This window comes from Myxococcus sp. CA033 (assembly GCF_013336625.1).
Lineage (GTDB): Bacteria > Myxococcota > Myxococcia > Myxococcales > Myxococcaceae > Myxococcus > Myxococcus llanfairpwllgwyngyllgogerychwyrndrobwllllantysiliogogogochensis.
In genome coordinates this window covers 149,664-165,234 of the sequence record NZ_JABUMU010000014.1, presented here as the reverse complement: position 1 = coordinate 165,234, position 15,571 = coordinate 149,664, and the positions used below count along the sequence as shown (strand labels likewise).

Annotated in this window: 15 protein-coding genes; 13 read left to right on the top strand and 2 right to left on the bottom strand. The window is 67.7% G+C overall.

What is annotated here, in order from left to right:
* Positions 1-13 precede the first annotated feature (13 nt).
* Genes HUA78_RS28375 through HUA78_RS28355 form a run of 5 tightly spaced genes read left to right on the top strand, consistent with a single transcriptional unit; the run spans position 14 to position 4,716 of the window.
* Positions 14-895, top strand: a complete 882-nt coding sequence (locus HUA78_RS28375; protein WP_141646862.1) for an SCO family protein — start codon at positions 14-16, stop codon at positions 893-895.
* Complete coding sequence (gene coxB / locus HUA78_RS28370) at positions 892-1,938, top strand: cytochrome c oxidase subunit II (protein WP_141646863.1); 1,047 nt, start codon at positions 892-894, stop codon at positions 1,936-1,938. Before HUA78_RS28375 ends, coxB begins: the two co-directional genes overlap by 4 nt.
* Positions 1,922-3,589 carry a cbb3-type cytochrome c oxidase subunit I gene (locus tag HUA78_RS28365; protein WP_141646864.1) on the top strand — a complete coding sequence of 556 codons (1,668 nt, stop codon included), beginning with the start codon at positions 1,922-1,924 and terminating at the stop codon, positions 3,587-3,589. The genes coxB and HUA78_RS28365 overlap by 17 nt, the downstream gene beginning before the upstream one ends.
* Positions 3,579-4,244, top strand: coding sequence for a cytochrome c oxidase subunit 3 family protein (locus tag HUA78_RS28360; protein WP_141646865.1), 666 nt, complete (start codon positions 3,579-3,581; stop codon positions 4,242-4,244). The genes HUA78_RS28365 and HUA78_RS28360 overlap by 11 nt, the downstream gene beginning before the upstream one ends.
* 13 nt (positions 4,245-4,257) lie before the next feature.
* Entirely contained in the window at positions 4,258-4,716 is a 459-nt protein-coding gene (locus HUA78_RS28355) for a cytochrome C oxidase subunit IV family protein (RefSeq protein ID WP_141646866.1), read from the top strand.
* A gap of 84 nt (positions 4,717-4,800) precedes the next feature.
* On the opposite strand, the gene HUA78_RS28350 is transcribed toward HUA78_RS28355, so the two are convergent.
* Positions 4,801-5,805 carry a DUF481 domain-containing protein gene (locus HUA78_RS28350; protein ID WP_174457630.1) on the bottom strand — a complete coding sequence of 335 codons (1,005 nt, stop codon included), beginning with the start codon at positions 5,803-5,805 and terminating at the stop codon, positions 4,801-4,803.
* 185 nt (positions 5,806-5,990) lie between these two features.
* On the opposite strand from HUA78_RS28350, the gene HUA78_RS28345 reads away from it, so the two are divergent.
* The 6 genes from HUA78_RS28345 to HUA78_RS28320 all read left to right on the top strand — a co-directional run bounded on the left by HUA78_RS28345 (position 5,991) and on the right by HUA78_RS28320 (position 12,502).
* A complete protein-coding gene (locus HUA78_RS28345) occupies positions 5,991-6,656 on the top strand; it encodes a hypothetical protein (RefSeq protein WP_174477569.1) in 666 nt (221 codons plus the stop codon).
* A gap of 51 nt (positions 6,657-6,707) precedes the next feature.
* Complete coding sequence (locus HUA78_RS28340) at positions 6,708-7,664, top strand: GNAT family N-acetyltransferase (RefSeq protein WP_174477568.1); 957 nt, start codon at positions 6,708-6,710, stop codon at positions 7,662-7,664.
* 20 nt (positions 7,665-7,684) lie between these two features.
* Positions 7,685-8,833: a hypothetical protein gene (locus HUA78_RS28335; protein ID WP_174457633.1), complete on the top strand. Its 1,149-nt coding sequence runs from the start codon at positions 7,685-7,687 to the stop codon at positions 8,831-8,833.
* A 20-nt stretch (positions 8,834-8,853) separates the two neighbouring features.
* A complete protein-coding gene (locus tag HUA78_RS28330; protein ID WP_174468504.1) occupies positions 8,854-9,201 on the top strand; it encodes a YkgJ family cysteine cluster protein in 348 nt (115 codons plus the stop codon).
* Between the two features lie 53 nt (positions 9,202-9,254).
* Entirely contained in the window at positions 9,255-10,223 is a 969-nt protein-coding gene (locus tag HUA78_RS28325; protein WP_141646875.1) for a hydrolase, read from the top strand.
* 155 nt (positions 10,224-10,378) lie between these two features.
* A complete protein-coding gene (locus HUA78_RS28320; protein ID WP_174477567.1) occupies positions 10,379-12,502 on the top strand; it encodes a Bd3614 family nucleic acid deaminase in 2,124 nt (707 codons plus the stop codon).
* A gap of 29 nt (positions 12,503-12,531) precedes the next feature.
* On the opposite strand, the gene HUA78_RS28315 is transcribed toward HUA78_RS28320, so the two are convergent.
* A complete protein-coding gene (locus HUA78_RS28315) occupies positions 12,532-13,146 on the bottom strand; it encodes a hypothetical protein (RefSeq protein ID WP_141646873.1) in 615 nt (204 codons plus the stop codon).
* A gap of 647 nt (positions 13,147-13,793) precedes the next feature.
* Between HUA78_RS28315 and HUA78_RS28310 the strand changes: the two genes are divergently transcribed.
* Together HUA78_RS28310 and HUA78_RS28305 are read left to right on the top strand one after the other, a co-directional pair.
* A complete protein-coding gene (locus tag HUA78_RS28310) occupies positions 13,794-14,948 on the top strand; it encodes a hypothetical protein (RefSeq protein ID WP_174466635.1) in 1,155 nt (384 codons plus the stop codon).
* Positions 14,945-15,571 (top strand): hypothetical protein, encoded by a 627-nt coding sequence (locus HUA78_RS28305; RefSeq protein WP_141646002.1) that lies wholly within the window; start codon positions 14,945-14,947, stop codon positions 15,569-15,571. The genes HUA78_RS28310 and HUA78_RS28305 overlap by 4 nt, the downstream gene beginning before the upstream one ends.

The window sequence follows — 15,571 nt, the reverse complement described above, 5'->3', positions numbered from 1 at the left end:
AGAGCCGTCCGCGATGATGTCCATCCTCTCCTACATCTCCCCGTGTGCCCCGCGCCGGGGGATGCTCGCCGTCGTGGCGCTGCTCGTCGCCACGGCGCTCCCGGCCTCCGCGATGCCGGGTGGGGGCAAGACGCCCCGCGCCATCGTTGAAGCACAGCAGGACGCGCCCCCGCAGCTCAAGGGTGTGGACGTGGAGGAGCACCTGGGTGAACCGGTGCCCCTGACGACCCGCTTCATCGACGTGAACGGCCAGGACGTGACGCTGGGCTCGGTGTTGCCCAAGACACTCCCCACCCTGTTGACGCTCGTCTATTACAACTGCCCCATGCTCTGTAACCTGGTGCTCAACGCCCAGGTGAAGTCCATGCGGGAGCTGGGGCTGGAGCTGGGCCGCGACTACGAAGCGGTCACCATCAGCGTCGACCCCGAAGACACCCCGGCGATGAGCAACGAGCGCCGGCGCAAGCACCTTCAGTCCATGGGGAAGCCGGAGAGCGCGCCCTGGCACTTCCTCACGGGCACCGACGAGCAGATCCACCGCATCGCCGACGCGGTGGGCTTCAAGTACACGTATGACGCGAGCACGAAGCAGTACGCCCACCCCGCGGTGGTGATGGTGCTCACGCCGGAGGGGAGCATCTCCCGGTATCTGTACGGGACGGACTTCCCCGCCAAGGACATGAAGCTGGCGTTGCTGGAGGCGGCCGGTGGCCGCGTCGGAACCAGCTTCGACCGCGTGGTGATGTCCTGCTTCAAGTATGACACCGCGACCCGGCGGTATGGCTTCTACATCTTCGGGTTCATCCGCCTGGGCGGCATGGCTGTCTTCCTCGCCCTGGCGACGATGCTGATCTATTTCTGGAGGCGCGAGCTGAAGAAAGGCGCGGCGGCATGAGCGAGCTTCTCAACAACCTTCTGTTCCTCCCGGAGAGCGCGTCCACGTTCGCGGAACGGGTCGACCTGCTGCACCACTTCGTCGTGGGAACGACGATGGTGATGTCGGCTGGCGTTGGCCTCGCGGCGCTGTTCATGTTCTTCCGGTACCGCCGGCGGATTCCCGACCAGGCAACCGAGTACGTCGTCCCCACGCTGAAGACGGAGTTCCTCTTCGTCTCCGTCCCGCTGGTGTTCTTCCTGGCCTGGTTCGGTATCGGCTTCAGGGACTTCACCTGGGTCACCACGCCGCCCAAGGACGCGATGGACGTCTACGTCATGGGCAAGCAGTGGATGTGGAAGTTCGCATACCCGGAGGGCCCCAACGGCGTGAACGTCCTTCACGTCCCGGCCAACCGTCCGGTGCGACTGCTCATCACTTCCCGGGACGTGCTGCACTCGTTCTACGTGCCGGCCTTCCGCATCAAGATGGATGCGCTGCCGGGTCGCTACACGCAGATCTGGTTCGAGGCGACCAAGCCCGGCACGTACCAGGTGCTCTGCACCGAGTACTGCGGCCTGTCGCACTCGAAGATGCTCGCGGAGGTCGTGGTCCTCCCCCAGGAGGAGTACGACGTCTGGATCAAGGACCAGCGCCGCGGCCGGTTGCAGGACCGCCAGGACGCGCTCGCGGACACCTCGCTGGTGCCGCCGGTGGCGCGCATGGTGGACCAGGGCCAGGTGCTGGCCGGGACGCAGGGTTGCCTGAAGTGCCACTCGGTGGATGGCTCGGCGCACATCGGCCCCACCTTCGTTGGCATGTATGACCGCGTGGAGAAGCTGGATGACGGCCAGACCATCCGCGTGGACGAGGCCTACATCACCCAGTCGATGATGGACCCTGGAGCCCACCTGGTGTCGGGCTACCAGAATGTGATGCCGACGTATCAGGGCAAGCTGCAGGGCCCCGAAACGGCCGCCATCGTCGAGTACATCAAGTCGCTTCGCACTCCGAACGTCCGCGAGGGCGCCTCCGAGGGACCCGCCTATGACCCCATCCAGTAGCCTCGATACGGCGGGGGCCGCCCCGCACGACGAGCACCACGACGACCACCCGAGCTATCTGGTGGATGGCACCACCATCAAGAGCTGGCTCTTGACGGTGGACCACAAGCGCATCGGCGTGATGTTCCTGTTCTTCATCCTGCTGTTCTTCCTCGTGGGCGGCATCTTCGCGATGCTCCTCCGGGTGGAGCTGCTGACGCCGGGTCCGACCATCATGGACGCGATGACGTACAACCGTACGTTCACGCTCCATGGCCTGGTGATGATCTTCCTGTTCATGATTCCGGCGATTCCGGCCGTCTTCGGCAACTTCATGTTGCCGCTGATGCTGGGCGCCAAGGACGTGGCCTTCCCCCGGCTGAACCTCGCGTCGTTCTACATCTACCTGACGGGCGCCGTGTTCATGCTCTGGGGCATGCTCAACGGCGGCCTGGACACGGGCTGGACGTTCTACACCCCGTACAGCACGCACACGACGACGACGGTGGCGCCGGTGATGTTCGGCGCTTTCATCATCGGCTTCAGCTCCATCGCCACCGGCATCAACTTCATCGTCACCTGCCACACGATGCGCGCGCCCGGCATCACCTGGTTCAAGATGCCCCTGTTCGTCTGGGCCATCTACGCCACCAGCTGCATCCAGGTGCTCGCGACGCCGGTCATCGGTCTGTTGACGGTGCTGGTCGCGGTGGAGAACCTGTTCAGCTTCGGCATGTTCGACCCGGCGCGCGGCGGCGACCCGGTGCTCTTCCAGCACCTGTTCTGGTTCTACAGCCACCCGGCCGTGTACATCATGGTGCTGCCCGCGTTCGGCGTGATGAGCGAGATTGTCAGCACGTACAGCCGCAAGAACATCTTCGGCTACCGCGCGGTGGCGTACTCCAGCCTCGGCATCGCCTTCGTCGGCTTCTTCGCCTGGGGCCACCACATGTTCGTGTCCGGTCAGTCGACCTTCGACGCGGGCGTGTTCGGCGTGCTCACCATGCTGGTGGGCGTGTTCACCGCCATCAAGGTCTTCAACTGGGTGGGCACCGTCTACAAGGGCGCCGTCGACTTCAAGACGCCGTTCGCCTACTTCTGCGGCTTCCTGTTCTTCACCGTGTTCGGTGGCATGACGGGCATCGCGCTGGGCACGGTGTCGCTGGACGTCCCGTGGCACGACACCTACTTCGTCGTCGCCCACTTCCACTTCATCATGGTGGGAGCGACCATCATGGCCTTCCTGGCCTCCCTCCACTACTGGTTCCCGAAGATGTTCGGGAAGACGTACCACGAGGGATGGGGCCTGGTGTCCGCGGCGCTCATCATCCTGGGCTTCAACGCGACGTTCATCCCCCAGTTCCTGGTGGGCAACAACGGCATGCCGCGCCGGTACTATGACTACCCGGAGCGCTTCCAGGCCCTGAACGTGGCCTCCACCGCGGGCGCGTCGCTGCTCGCCTTCGGCTTCATCATCATCGCGTGCTACCTGACGTACGCGCTGGTGTTCGGCGAGGCCTCTGGCAAGAACCCGTGGCGCAGCAAGGGCTACGAGTGGGTGAGCGAGTCGCCTCCGCCGACGCACAACTTCGTGGGCCCGCAGGTGACCTTCCCCGAGGAGCCCCACTTCTACGTCGACCCGAAGAAGGCCGAGGTTCCCGATGCAGTCTAGCGCCCACACCGCCGACGGCACGGCCAACGTGCCGCGCCTGGCGGAACACTTCGCGTCGCTCGAGGTGCAGAACCATGCCGCCCGTCTGGGCATGTGGCTGTTCCTGGCGACGGAAATCCTGCTCTTCGCCGGCCTGTTCGTCTGCTACGGCTGCTACCGCTTCCTCTTCCCGGAAGCGTGGGCGGCGGGCAGCCGCAGCCTGGACCTGACGATGGGCACGGTGAACACCATCGTCCTCATCACCTCCTCGCTGACCGCGGCGCTCGCGGTGCACTACGCGAAGGAGGGGAAGAACAAGATGGTGGGCGTGATGTTCGCGCTGACCCTCGTGATGGCGGTGGGCTTCCTCGTCATCAAGTACTTCGAGTACGCGCACAAGTTCCACATCGGGACGCTGCCGGGCCGGTACTACTTCTACGAGGGGATGCAGATGCCCGGCATCACCCTCTACTTCACGGTCTACTTCTGCTCGACGGCGCTGCACGCGCTGCACGTCATCATCGGCATGACGGTGCTGGCGGTGGCGATGGTCCGGGCGTTCAAGAAGAAGGACTTCGGCCCCAACAACTACACGATGGTCGAGCTGGGCAGCATGTACTGGCACCTCGTCGACCTGGTGTGGATCTTCCTGTTCCCCATGCTGTACCTGGTCTGAGGGCGACACCACCATGGCCATCGCCAACGAATCCCATCAGGAAGAGAAGAACATGCACGCGCACCACGGAGCGGGCCGCTACTGGCTCATCTGGGGTGTCCTGCTGGTGTTGACCGTCGTCACCGTCGTCACCGGCCGCATGCACCTGCCGTCCTTCGGCCTGCTGCTCGCGCTCGTCATCGCCACGGTGAAGGGCACGCTCGTCACGCTGTACTTCATGCACCTGGCCGAGCACCGGGGCGCCAACCGCATCGTCTTTGGCGTCTCCATCGTCTTCGTGGTGCTGATGCTCATCATCCCGCTCGCGGACTTCGGCACCCGCTTCCGTGGCGCCAACCCGCCCGGCTCGCAGTACAGCGACCTGCAGCCCCCCGATATCGGCACGGGCGCGCAGCGCGGCCGGTTCGGCGGTGGGCTGAGGCCGCACCAGACGAAGGACACGCCCGAGACTCCGGAACCCGGGCACCACTGATATCCCGGGGCCTTTCAAAAGGCCCCTGCTTCAACCGCGCGGCGCCGAGGGAGACTTCCCCGGCGCCGCGTTGCTTTTGTCCGGTTACAGCGCCACTTCCAGGTTGAAGGCCAGCGCGGTGTCCGTGGACACCTTGCCTTCGGGCGGCTTGCTGTCGTGCTTCACCATGAAGCTGACGCCCAGGGACAGCGACTCGGTCAGGCCCACGGAGAGCTGCGTCTGGCTGTTGGCCAGCACGCGGGAGTCACCGATGACGCTCAGCAGCACCTCGGCGTCCTCCTTCAGGAGGACTTCCTTGGTGATGCCATAGCGGAAGGCCACGCCGAAGCGCGGGCCGCCCAGGTCCACATCCGGCAGGTCCATCCGCGACGGGTAGTACTGGAAGCGCGTCTCGCGCGCGTAGCGGAAGGCGAGGTCCGTGCGCAGGTAGGACTCGCGCTCGTCCTTCGACTTCTCGTCCCACCAGAGGACGCCAAGACCGCCTTCGCCGGAGGTCCGCGACTCGACGCTGCCCACGTGGTCCGTCAGCGCGCCCGCCAGCAGGTAGCCGCTGAGCATCTTCGTGAAGCGCCGGTCCCCGCGCAGCTCCACGCCCGCGTTGAGGGCCACCAACTGCGACTCCGCCTCCTCCCCCGACACCTCCGGCGGACGGCTGCGGCCATAGTTGCCGAAGGCCTTCACGCCATAAATCCAGTGCTCGGTGGTGCGCGACGCGCTGGCCAGACCGCTGAACGTCAGGGTGGAGGCGTTGCCCGTCAGGGAGATGAGGCCCAGGCCCACGACGATGTCCCACTCCTCCTTCTTCTTCGCGGCGGCCGCGGCCGCGGCGGCTGCGTCAGCATCAGCCGGCTTCGCGGGCGTGGCGCCGGCGGCGATGCCAGCGGCGCGCTCGGCGGCCTCGGCGGCGCGGGCACTGGCCTCGGCGGCGCGCTCGGCGGCGGCGGCGGCGCGCTCGGCGGCGGCGGCGATGCGCTCCTCCGGCGTGGCGGCGACCGGGGCGGCCTGCGGGGCGGGCTCCTGGGCGGGAGCAGTCGGCGCGGGCGTCTGGGCCTGCAGGGACGTGGCAATCAAGAGGGCTGCGGAAAGCATCGGTTCTCCAAGGTCTTCGCGGTGCCGGCGGACAGAGTCCCGGAGAGCACCATGCGTCCTTTGCCGCCCCCGGGGCCGGCGCGGCTCCCTTCCTGCTTCAAACACGCAGCGTGCGGCAATGGTTGATTGTCGTGGTTGTGCTTAATTCCAGGGGGGGCCCGCTACACCCAGGAGATTCGCATTTCATGAGCACCGCCCGAGTCGCGCTGCTGTGCACGCTGCTTCTGCCCGCACTGGCCGCCGCCCAGCGCGTCACCGTCCCCGTGGACGTGGGCGTGGGGCCCGCCGCGTACATGTTCTTCGGGCCCGTCTTCGACGACCAACCCATCCACACCGGCGTGAAGCTCTCCGTGGAGGCAGTGCTGGACAAGGACTGGCTGAAGAAGAACCAGCGCGCCATTCCCACGCGCTATCGCAAGTACGCGAAGAGCGTGGACGAGGTCCGCATCTCCCCGTCCATCTTCATCCCCGACTCGTTCATCATCTCCCCCAAGCTGAAGAACACCGGCATGTATGGCGTCACCTGGAAGCCCCTGGGACTGGGCCTGCCATTGAGCTCGGGGCCGGTGCGGTTCTCCGTGGGAGGCGGCCTCCTGCTGACGTATGCGTATCTGTACTCGGACACGCTGGCGAATACGCACTTCCTGCGGCCGGGCGCCGAGCTGGGCGTGGACCTGGAGCTGCAATTCTCCAAGAACTTCCTCGTCAGCCTGGGCTGGGAGTCCGCGCTCTACGTTCCCCAGGCGCTGGGGAGCCTGGGCCTGCCGGACCGGGTGCGCGACGGCCTCTTCCATGTGGGCCAGGCGTACCTCCAGCTCCACGTCCGATTCCCATACACCACGCACCTGTAAGCCTTCCGGGTGGATGCGCCGGACGCCTGGGTGGCGCTACGTTGGCGTGACATGCACCTGGTCCTCGCCACCGATGCGCAGAAAGCCGAACGGGACCGCGTCACCCACGCCGCCTGGGGCTCGCCGCTCTCCGTGGAGCAGTTCCACCAGCGAGAGCTGCGACTGCGCGCCCACCCCTGGTGTCGGGAGGGGATGCGCACCTGGCTGTGGCTCGACGACGCGGGCCAGGTGCTGGCCTCGTGCGAGACGTTCCACACGGACAGCTACCTGCGAGGCCTCGACGGCGTGGCCACGCGTGGCGTCAGCCAGGCCATCGCCAGCGTCTTCACCGAGTCCGCGCTGCGGGGCCACGGGCATGCGACGCGGTTGATGGACGAGGTCGCCGCCCGACTGGAGCACGAGTCTCCCAACCACCACGCCGCCCTCCTCTTCTCCGACGTGGGCCCCGCGCTCTACCGCCGCTCCGGCTATCTCGAGGCACCCGCGTGGGACTGGCAGCTGTCCGCAGTCGGCGGCCTGTCCACGCACGCGGTGGACGCGCTCCTGTGTGACGGCGACGTGCCCGGAGTCGTGGCGAGGACCCAGCGTCCGGACGTGCCCTTCCTCCTCTGGCCGAGCGCCGCGCAGATGGACTGGCATCTGGAGCGGGAGCGCATCTACTCGGAGCTCCTGCACCGGCCCCGCCCGGAGGCGTGCGGCGCGACGGTGGGCAACTCCTCCGCGCTGTGGGCGATGATGGCCCGGTATGGCGAGCTGGTGGTGCTGCTGCTCGACGCGGAGTCGGTGAAGGACGCCGTCGCCCTGCTGGAAGCCGCGCGAGGCGTGGCCCACCGGGCGGGACTGGCTCGCGTGGTCATCTGGGAGGAGCCCGCCACCCTGCCCTGGGTGGCGCGGGTGCCCGGCGCCCTCCGCGTGGCGCGAGATGGCTCGCTCCCCATGATGCGGCCCCTGCGGCCTGGCCTGCCACCCGCCGAGCGCGTGGCGTTCTCCCGCGCGCTCTGGGTGTGACGCCCGGATAGGATGCGCGCATGGCCAAGCGCACGCGCATCATCGAGGGCACCTGGAACTGCACGTCGTGCGACGCCAAGGACATCCTGGCCCGGCACAAGCGCTGCCCGACCTGCAACAACCCCCGCGAGCTGTCGGGCGACGAGTCGGACTTCGACTTCGGCGACGTGGACGCACAGAGCGGCAAGTCCCTGCGCGAAGGGGTGACGGACGACAAGGCGCTGGAGCTGGCGGGCGCGGGCGAGGACTGGTTCTGCGCCTTCTGTGGCGCCGCGAATCGAGGGGACCAGCCCCGGTGCAAGCACTGCGGCGCGGAGCGCTCGGCGGACGCGAAGGCCGCGCCGCTCCAGGCGTTCGACACGCCCGAGAGGAAGCCTCCCGCCGCGCCACCGCCGGAGACGAAGCCGCGCTTCACGAAGAAGTGGCTGTGGCTGGGCGTGCTGTTCTCGTGCTGCTTCAGCTCGGGCCTGTACGCCATGTGGGCCCGGACCCCGCACGACTTCCCCGGGGAAATCACCGGCACGTCGTGGAAGGTCGCCGTGACGCAGGAGCGCTTCACCGCCGTGCAGAAAACAGGCTGGGCGGATGAGCTGCGGCGGAGCAGCGCGCGGATGCCCGTCAACGGCGCGGGTGAGGTGGCGGGCGTGGACAACGTGCGGGACTGCGTGGAGCGCCAGCGAGGCACTCGAAAGGTGGCGGACGGAACAGAGCGGGTGTGCCGCTCCAAGACGCGCCGGGTGGCGTGTGGTACCGAGGAGAAGTGCCGCCGCCGGGACAAGGGCAACGGCTTCGTCGAAGAGGTCTGCGAGGACATCACGAAGTACTGCAACGAGCGCTACGAGGACTGTCAGAACGAGACGCGCTACCGCAACGAGCCCGTCTACGCGCGCCAGTGCGCGTATGACACGTATGAGTGGAAGCCCGTGGACCGCCGCGAGGCGACGGGGCAGGACGGCAACCCCGCGTGGCCCACGCTCCAGCCAGGCGCCACGGACCGGCAGCACCGCTCGGAGGAGTACACCGTGCACATCCGCTACGAGGATGACGGCGTGAAGGAGACCGTGCTCATGCCGAAGACGGAGCGGGATTTCCTGAGGTGGAAGAAGGGCCAGGGTGTCGTCGTCACGGTGACGAACTCGGGGGATTTGAAGCAGGTCGTCCCACGCTGAGTCACGGAAGGACCTCCCTCATGGAATGCACCCGTTGTGGCGCCTGCTGCGTGGCGCCGGACATCGCCGCGCTCGACAAGCCGCTGGGGCTGCGCTGTCCGCACCTCACCCAGGACAACCTCTGCTCCATGTACGAGAACCGGCCGAGCATCTGCCGCGACTACCAGGCAGATGAAGTCTGCCAGCTCATCGAGGCCCCCACGCTGGAGGAGCGCGTGGGCAAGTACCTGGCCCTCTTCGACCTCACGGACGAGGCGAAGGCCGTGAAGGCGCGGGGCTGTGCGTCCATGAAGCGGGCCCGACTCCAGTCGCCGCCAGCGGGGCCCGAGTCACCCACCCAAGCGCCCGGTGGAGAACGACCCCGCTGACGGGCCGACACGGACCCTTGTCCCCGTCCCCCTCAGGGGGCTATCCCGGAGTCGTGAACTTCCAGCCGACCGAGCCCTTCGTCGCCGCACCGGGCCTGACGAACGAGCATGCGCAGACCATCTACGCGAACCTCGTGCGTCCCCGTCATGTCCCTCCGCTGAGGCGGGAGCGGCGCGAACTGCCCGACGGGGACTTCGTCGACCTGGACACCTTCGACGGCCCCGCCGGCGCGCCGCACGTGGTGGCGCTGCACGGCCTGGAGAGCTCGTCCCGGGCCGGCTACATCACCGCCATCCTCCGGGGCGCCGCGGAACGAGGCTGGGGCGCCACCGCGCTCAACTTCCGCTCGTGCAGCGGTGAGCCCAATCGGCTCGCGCGCACGTACCACTCGGGCCATATCGACGATGCGCTCGGCCTCTTGCGCGACTTGCGCGAGCGCGCCACCGGGCCGCTGTTCGCCGTGGGCTTCTCCCTGGGTGCCAACGTGCTGTGCCGGCTCCTGGAGGACCAGGGCGAGGACGCACCCGTGAAGGCCGCGGCTTCCGTCAGCGCGCCGTATGATTTGGACGCTTGTTGCAAGAAGCTGGATGGCCCCGGGCCCATCCACCTGGTGTACCGGGAGCGCTTCTTGCGGACGTTGAAGGGCAAGGCGCGCGCGAAGCTCAAGCGCTTCCCCAAGGCCTTCGACGGCCGCGCCATGGAAGCGGCGCGCACGGTGCGGGCGTTCGACCATGCCGTCACCGCGCCGCTGCACGGCTTTGACAGCGCCGAGCACTACTACGCCGAGTCCTCCGCGGGCCCGAAGCTGCACGCCATCCGCAAGCCCACGCTGCTCATCAGCGCCGCGGATGACCCGATGCTGGAGGCCCCCGTCATCCCGCCCAACGCGAAGGACAATCCGCGCTTGAGCGTGGTGTTGACCGAGCACGGCGGACACGTGGGCTTCGTCGCCGGCCGCGCGCACCGCCCCCGCTTCTGGGCCGAAGACCAGGTGCTGGAGTACTTCGCGACGTTCCGCTGAGCGCGTGCCGCCCTCGCGCCGCCCGCGACGTCCCGTCAGGACGCAGATGCGTCCTGACGGGACACGTGGCCCCCGCTCCAACAGTCGCCCACGCCCGCCGCTCATCCGCTGACCCGTCGGGGCCCTGGTATGGGCTTTGCTGCTCGCAAAGCTCCATGAGCCATCAAGCACTCGCCCACCGCATCGCGGAGCTGACCGGAATGGCTCGCTTCGCGTTTTGCGTCATCGACGGCCCTTTGACATACAAGCTCAAGAGGTATGACGCCCTGGTCTGCTACTCGACTGGAATCGAGGGCAACCTGCCCGTCCCTCCCATCGTCGCCCTGCAGATGGCCTTTCGAGGCGGACTCACCCGCATCCACGTGCCGTCAGGTTACAGGCAGACGCGCTGGGAGATGGGGACCTTGAAGTTCCTCAAGCGCGCGGCGGAGGAAGTCAAACTCCTCGAGGGAGATGTGACGCGTTATCTGCTCATTGCATTCCCCATGGCGGGGAGCGACTGGACCCTCATCAACTTCCTGAAGGCCGAGCCGCGCAAACTGTCCACGATGGAGAGGGCAGGCATCACGAACTACAAGCCCCTGGGGCGCTTCAGAGCTCCGGCTCCAGACAGCATCGTGGGCCCCTCGCTCAACCTTCGAAAGCCGGGCGCATGGGATGCGACCGCGATCCGCGCGCATCGCTTCTACATGATGCTGGCGTTCAGCCTCCTCCATCACCGCGGGGAGCTCCTCCAGGGCCTGTCCGGCTTCGCGCAAGAGGGCAAGGGCCAGAGCGTGGGCGCGGTCCTGGTGGATGGCACGGGAAAGATTCTCTCGTGGTCCGTCAACACCGCCTACGACAACGCCTGCTTTCATGCCGAGGTCAATCTGTTGCACGCCTACCTCGGGCGACACCAGCAACTCCCGGACGGGTTCGCGATCCTCTACACCACGCTCCAGCCCTGCCACATGTGTGCGGGGCTCATCGCGAGGTTGATTGAGCAGGGACATGAACTCCAGGTCGTCTATGGCGAACACGACACCCATTACTCGGGGGGGCGGACGGTGCTCGACGAGAAGAACGCCCAGCTCTATCTGAACTCGACAGAGAAGTATTCGGGTGGGAAACCCAAGGCCGTTCGACTGCCCAAATCATTCGCCCCGACTTCATCGCGCTACATGCCCGACGAGTTGGAGAAGAGCTTCAGCAAGGCCGGCGAGCAGGAGGTCCACTCACGGCTCGTCTATCTTTTGGGAAGAAAAGGCCAGGAGAAGATTGTCTTCGACGAGAAAGGGTACTACCCGGGCCCCGTTCTCATCGAGCAGGCCTGGGAGGCATTGAAGCTCAAGCTGCGCAAGTACCTCGACCGGGAGTTCGACGACACCGATCTCTTCGAAGTCCGCCAGAATCTGAGTCAGTTGTCCCGGTATCTGTCTCAATGGCTGACCCATATGGGCCTTCGTGAGCCTCAGCCCCAGCGCACGGTGACTTCGACCCGAAGCACGTCGAACTGGGACGAAGGCAAACTCCAACACTTCACCGCGCCCGCATTCCTGCACGCGACCAACCTGCGTGAGGACGACGCTGAAATGCTCCCGTTCGAGTTCCCGTCGCCCCCACCTCAGCCGAGCATCATCCCTTCACCGAGCGACCTCAACAACGGGCCCTTCTCCTTCCTCTCGGTCTTCCCCCAGCCTGCGCCGAGCCAGGGCATTCCGCGCTTCAGCTCCCGGCCGGAGCAAGAGGAGAAGAAAAAGGCCTCGGCCATCTTCCTCGACGTCACCAAGGACGAGGAGGAGGCCTTCCAGCCTCCGAGGGGGACTCCTCCTGTGTGGCAACCCTCGACCATCGTTATCGACCTCACCAAAGAGCTCTCTCCCGTCACCTCACATTCAGCGACGCCCACGAATCGGAAGCGGCCCCTGGAGGGCCTGAACGGCCCACCCAACATCTTCGGGAAGCAACCTTCCAAGCAACACACGACGAATCCGGTGGAGAAGAAGAGAAGGGTGGAGCACCCGGCGCCGCGGGCGCAGACAAACACTCAGCCCTCGTTTCCGCTCATGGATAGCAGGCAGCCCTACACCACCGTGGAGATGATGAGGGTGCATCTGACGCGCACCAAGCAGCGCACCGTGCGGCCTCCGGGCAAGGCTCCCAAGGCGCTCGTCTACCACGTCGGGAACTGCCCGAAGATGAGCCTGGTCCGCTACACCCTCCAGAGCGAACAGGGCCTCAAGGCCCTGCAGTATGGAGACGCCAAGGGCTTCAATGCCTGCCCCCACTGCACGCGGTAAGGAAGCAACTCCCCGACACGAACCTCGGTTCAGCCGAAGGACAACAGGAAGCCCAGCTTCGCCGTGGGCCGCACGGTGCGCAGCATCCACGAGCGCTCTTCCCCAGGCCCCACCGAGCCGCGAAGCGACTCGTCCAGGTCCTTCATGCTGGGGCCGTACAGCTCCATGAAGCTGACGCCGCCGCGCAGGAAGAAGGTGATGCGCCCGGGCATGTTCAGCTCCAGCCCCACGAGCGCGCTGGCGTAGCTGTAGCCCACGCGCTCCATCGATGGCAGGGGCGGCAGGGACAGGTCCGCGAGCCTGCGCTCCAGACCCTGCACGTCCGCGGGCTGCGCATGACCGACGTCCAGCGTGAAGGCCGGCGAAAGCCTGCCGCGCATGGGAAGCAGCGTGAGCCCCGCGCGCGCGCCAGCACGGACGCCATTGTGCGTGGCCCCCAGGTGCAGCCGCACCGCGTGCGTGGGACGGAACGAGATGGACAGGCCCGCGCCCTCCGTCACGCCCGCATCCAGCATCAAACCAAAAGGCGCCAGCCGCTCGGGGTCCTGTGCCGCCCTCCGGCGCACCTCCACCCCATCCGCCGCCAGCGCCACGCGCGCCACGAGCACGAACAACAGCGCGGTCAACGTGGACAGCATCCCCATGCGTCGAGTCCCCACCCCAGCCCGCCGCGACGCTCCGCGGTCCCCGTCATCGCCAACCAACACCCACCGGACAGCTCCGGCGGCCCCTTGCCCTCCCAGGTGACGTCCCCCTGGCACCACCCTGCCCCGCCCTCCACCGCGCGACGACGCCTTCGCGCGTGCCACCCCGTCGTGGCCCCCATCCCCGAGGTGAATCAGGCTCCGGTGGAAACCCCCGCTTCCACCAGAGCCCGGCTCGCCCTTCCCGCCGCCCGCCCCCCATCCACCTGCGCCACCGCTCGCGAGTCCCGAAGCCCCGCCGCGCCTGTCGCAACCACGCCCCCTCACCGGCCCCCGTCCTGCTCCGACCCACTGACGAGCCTTGCCTCCCCACTCCAGGCACCGACTTGTCCCCGCCCGACCCCTTGCACGACGCGTCCCCGCCCCCATCGCCCCCCACCGGACCGCGTCTTCCCCCGCTGCCTGAACCCATAGCATTCGCCGTGCCGACGCCTGCGGGGCGCTCGAAGCCAGTGAGTACGCGCGGTTGCGGGGAGGCCATCGTCCTTGGGGATGAGGCCACCGGTCGGAACCGGAAAAATCTCCGGGCCTCCAGGGTGGGCGGCCTAACGTGCATGCGCGTTGTTTGCCGAAGGGGAGGAATCGCTTTGCGCCTGCAAGTCGTCACCACGGCCCTGCTCGCCCTCAGCGCGTGCTCACGCACGACGGAGGGGCCCTCGCCCGCGGTGGAGCGCATCGTCAACCCCCGCGCCCGCGTCAGCGAGCTTCCCCAGGTCTGCAACGCGCAGGGCGGGCAGACAGGCTGGAGCCTGGAAGTGGTGGGCAAGCGCTTCACGCCCGTCCCCGGCGAGGCGCTCACGGACACGCCGACGGTGGAGCTGCCCGTGGTGACGCTGCGAGGGCCATCCACGTACACGCTGACGCGGAGCCAGGTCTTCTACGTGCGTCCGGAGCTGCTCGTGCTCAACGTTCCCACGCGCGACAGCACGCCTCCGGTGGAGCTCGCCCCGGGCACCTATGAAGTGGAGGTCGCCAATCCCCTGGGCGGCACCGGCTCGCTGCCGGACGCGGTGAGGGTGGTGCCGCCTCCCACGGTGACTCGCGTGGTGCCTCCGGTGGATGGGTACACGGCCACGGGCACCAATCCCATCGTCATCGAGGGCAGCGACTTCCAGCCAGGCTCGTCCCCCATCATCGTCCTGCGCCGCGAGGGCGAGACCGACCTGCCGCTCTTCTTCGTCACCGTCGTTTCGACGACGCGCATCGAGTCGGAGATTCCGCCGGGCACTCCCGAGGGCCTCTATGACCTGGTGGTCACCCAGCCTGAGGGCTGCGCGGACATCGCTCCTGGCGCGGTCGACCTCCGCTATCCCCACCTGGGGGCACTCACGCTGACGCCCAGGTCCGGCGGCGAGCTGAGCAACACCGCCATCCGCCTCTTCAATGCCCCCACGGGCGACCAGCGCGGCTTCACGGACGCGCCGGAGCTCTTCGTGCTGGCGTCCTTGAAGACAGCCCCCTCCGTGTTGCAGCGCATTCCGCTGCGCGCGGTGACGCGGGTGTCGGCCAACGAGGTCACCGCGGAGCTGCCCACGTGCTCGGGCTTCGAGGAGCCTGTCAGCGACCCCAAGTGCCCCAACGGCCTCGCCCCCGGCGGGCCCTATGCGCTCGAGGTCATCGACCCGAGCGGCGCGGTGGGAGCGGTGCCCGCGTCGGAGGGCTTCACCGTGGTGGCCGAGCCGACCGCGACGCGCACCTCCGACGACGGGGCCCCTCCCCTGCCTGGAGCCCTCCTGCCATGAACGCACTCGTGCTCGTCGCGCTCACCGCGCTCGCCGCTTCCGGCTCGAAGTCCGCCGCCTCGACGGAAGGTGTCGGAGGAGGCCGCGTGCTGCTGGCGCCGAAGGTGGGCTTCTTCAAGTCCACCGCGCCGCTGGGGGGAGACCTCTACCTGGGCCTGGAGCTGGGCTACGTCACGCCGCTCTTGAAGCGACGGCTCGCGGTGGTGCTGGAGGTGAACTACCACCGGCCGCAGGCCTCCGGTGCGCTCACGGACTCACAACTGGGGGGCTTCGGCGCGCCGCCTCCGGATGGCCGCTACACGCTCGCGGTGCGCGAGGTCGCCTTCCTGCTGTCGGCGGTCTTCCGCTTCGAACGGGCCCTGGGTCCGCTGACGCCGTACGTGGGAGGTGGCCCCGGGCTGTACCTGCACCGCGCCACGTCCGACCTCTTCGGCGCCACCGCGTCGGAGAGCGGTGGCGGCCTGGGCCTGCAAGCGCTCGCGGGGCTGGAGCTTCCACTGGGCCCCGGCGGCCTCTTCTTCGAAACGCACTACCACCTGGCCCCGCTGGACTTCGTCACCACGGGCGATGTGAATGTCGGAGGCTTCCTCGCGGGAGGCCTGGGCTACCGCCTGCGCCTGTGA